This is a genomic window from Rhizobium sp. P1_E1 (assembly GCF_056406015.1).
In genome coordinates this window covers 1-2837 of the sequence record NZ_JBFUAY010000378.1, presented here as the reverse complement: position 1 = coordinate 2837, position 2837 = coordinate 1, and the positions used below count along the sequence as shown (strand labels likewise).

Sequence of the window (2837 nt, the reverse complement as noted above, 5' to 3'; positions counted from 1 at the left end):
GTGTTCGACGACAGTCGTTATAACGAGCTGAAGAAGCGATTTCCCCAAGAGCGCGCAGAGCACCCTGAGCGCCCAATCTTTTATCGTATAGTCTGAACATGAGCTGGAACCCGGTCTGGGAGACCGTATATCAATCGCGCGTCTGGGGCCAATATCCCGGCGAAGACGTGATCCGTTTCGTGAAGGGCCGCTTCTCGCAGGCGGGGGAGCCATCGCGCGTGCGCCTGCTCGAGGTCGGCTGCGGCAGCGGTGCGAACCTGTGGTTCATGGCGCGCGAAGGATTCTGTGTGCACGGAATCGATGGCTCGGACACCGCCGTGGGTCTGGCGCGAGAGCGGCTCGAGCGCGAGTGCCCGGCGTGGTCGGCGACAGGAGGGCTCGTGCAGGTGGGTGATGCCCTGCGGCTGCCATATCCGGACAACTACTTCGACGGCATCCTCGACGTGGTGGCAGTGTGCTACTGCGGCTTCGAAGATGCCCAGCAGGTTTATCGCGAGATGGCGCGGGTGGTGAAGCCGGGCGGGCGCCTGTTCAGCCGGATGTTCGCGCGCGGCTGCTGGGGCGACGGCACCGGTGAAGCGGCCGGGCGCGACATGTGGTGGTGCAGCGAAGGGCCGCTGGAAGGGTTCGGCGCAACGCGCTTTGCTGCTGAGGAGGATGTCCCCGTGCTGCTGCAGGGCTGGACCGTTGCCGGCGTCGAACGTGGGAGTTTCACGATGCAGGGCGGACAGCGCGAGATCCGCCATCTGCTGGTCGAAGGGATCAAACAGTGAGCGCTCCGCGCCAGAAGACCGTTGCGACGATCTGCGCCCGGGGCGGCAGCAAGGGGCTGCCGCGCAAGAACGTCCGGCCGTTCGCGGGCAAGCCGCTGATCGCCCACACGATCGAGCAGGCGCGCGCCTGTCCCCTCATCGAAGCGGTATACGTCTCAACCGATGACGACGAGATTGCTGCCATCTCCCGCGAGTGGGGCGCACAGGTGCCGTACCGGCGTCCGGCTGAACTGGCCACCGACGCTGCGGCGAAGATACCTGCGATCGAGCATTTGATCGCTTACCTGGAGAGCCAGGGTGAACGCATCGACCTTGTCGTGGACCTGCAACCGACCTCACCGCTGCGCACGCAGCAGGACTTGGCGGATGCGATCCGGCTCGCACCGCAGGCTGACCTCATCGTCACGGTGACGGAGCCGTCGCACAATCCCTACTACTCGCTCGTCGAAGCCCGGTCCGATGGCACGCTGTGTGTGAGCAAGGCCGAGGGGTTCGCGCGTCGGCAGGACGTCCCGCCGGCGTGGGGGCTGAACGGCTCGATCTATGTCTGGCAGCGTGCTGCCCTGGCGCGGGCGGCCGTGGACGGCTTTTGGAGCGTCGGCATCCGCCCCAGCGTCATGCCCCGGCACCGGTCGGTGGACATCGATGACGCCCTCGATTTCGAATGGGCCGAATGGCTCTGGCGGCGGCAGGGAACGGCGGGGCAACCATGACAAAGCATGTGTTCGTGATCGCGGAAGCGGGCGTGAATCACAACGGCAGCGTCGACCTCGCGCTGCAACTGGTGGACGCCGCTCGCGATGCCGGCGCCGATGCAGTGAAGTTCCAGACGTTTCGCGCCGAGGACGTCGTGACGCCGCAGGCCGCGACCGCGGACTACCAGCGCGTCAACACCGGCGAGACCAGCCAGTTCGACATGATTCGGAAGCTGGAGCTCGACGAGGCGGAGCACGCCCGGATGGCGCGGCATTGTCTCGACCGCGGCATCGAATTCTGCTCGACGCCCTTTTCGGAAGACGCCGTGGCGATGCTGGTGCGGCTCGGCGTGCGGCGCATCAAGTTGCCGTCCGGCGAGATCACCAATAAGCGCCTGCTCGAATGCGCTGCGGACACGGGTTTGCCGCTGCTGATGTCGTCGGGCATGGCGACGCTCGCGGAGGTGCAGCGGGCGATCGAATGGATCGCAGCGCGGTGGCGCCGCGGGGGATTCCCGCCACCCGGTCCGGACACGCTGAGCCTGCTGCATTGCACGTCGGCGTATCCCGCGCCGCCGGAGTCCCTGAACCTGCGCGCGATCCCGACCATGGCGCTGGCGACCGGCTTGCCGGTGGGGTATTCCGATCACAGTTTGGGCGGCGAGGCCGCGCTGGCGGCGGTCGCACTCGGAGCCACTGTGATCGAAAAGCACATCACACTGGACAAGTCGCTGCCCGGGCCGGATCACCGTGCATCGGCCGATCCGCAGGAGTTCGCGGCCGTCGTCAAGGGTATCCGTACGGTGCAAACCATGTTGGGCGATGGGGTGAAGCAGCCGCAGGCGATTGAGCAGAACACACGCGACGTCGCGCGGCGCAGCGTCGTCGTGTTGCGCCAGCTCCCGCGCGGCCACCGRCTCGGCGAAACCGATATCGGATTGCGTCGACCTGGTACCGGTATTGCGCCGGAACAATGGGACCAAGTCCTGGGGCGGCCGCTGGCCGAGGACGTCGCGGCCTATACGACCTTGCAGTGGTCCATGCTCGAAGGCGAGGGGTAGCGGGCCGGCCGACGTAGGCCAAGCCTGCACATCATGATCGGCGGCGAGCACTTCTTGCGCGTGCCCCCGGCGGTAAAAGATAGCATGGGCGACATGCTATCCCGCCGGGTCGGTGCGGCTACCCTGTTCGCTAGTGGCCGCGATGCGCTGTACTCGCTTCTCGCCGCACTGCCTTGCCGGGCTGTGTATCTGCCCGACCTTATCTGCCGCTCGGTGTTCGATGCATGCAGGACGGCTGGAAAGAAAGTGATCTTCTACGAGACGGGCCCCGATCTTGCCGGGATGGGGCTACCGGGAGCGCTTGGTCC

At 66.4% G+C, this 2837-nt stretch carries 4 protein-coding genes; all 4 read left to right on the top strand.

Annotation, left to right across the window (positions count from 1 at the left end):
- The first annotated feature begins 98 nt into the window (after positions 1–98).
- Positions 99–773: a class I SAM-dependent methyltransferase gene (locus tag AC1D1Z_RS35935; protein WP_477700264.1), complete on the top strand. Its 675-nt coding sequence runs from the start codon at positions 99–101 to the stop codon at positions 771–773.
- The gene (locus tag AC1D1Z_RS35930) at positions 770–1486 is read left to right on the top strand and encodes an acylneuraminate cytidylyltransferase family protein (RefSeq protein ID WP_477700263.1); all 717 of its coding nucleotides are present in this window, start codon (positions 770–772) and stop codon (positions 1484–1486) included. The genes AC1D1Z_RS35935 and AC1D1Z_RS35930 overlap by 4 nt, the downstream gene beginning before the upstream one ends.
- Positions 1483–2529 carry an N-acetylneuraminate synthase gene (gene neuB / locus AC1D1Z_RS35925; protein WP_477700262.1) on the top strand — a complete coding sequence of 349 codons (1047 nt, stop codon included), beginning with the start codon at positions 1483–1485 and terminating at the stop codon, positions 2527–2529. Before AC1D1Z_RS35930 ends, neuB begins: the two co-directional genes overlap by 4 nt.
- A gap of 33 nt (positions 2530–2562) precedes the next feature.
- On the top strand, positions 2563–2837 hold a 275-nt coding region (locus AC1D1Z_RS35920; protein WP_477853572.1), incomplete at its 3' end, for a hypothetical protein.

Excerpts from the sequence above, each read along its gene's own strand:
- AC1D1Z_RS35935 (WP_477700264.1), top strand. The coding sequence starts at position 99 with ATGAGCTGGAACCCGGTCTGGGAGACCGTATATCAATCGCGCGTCTGG.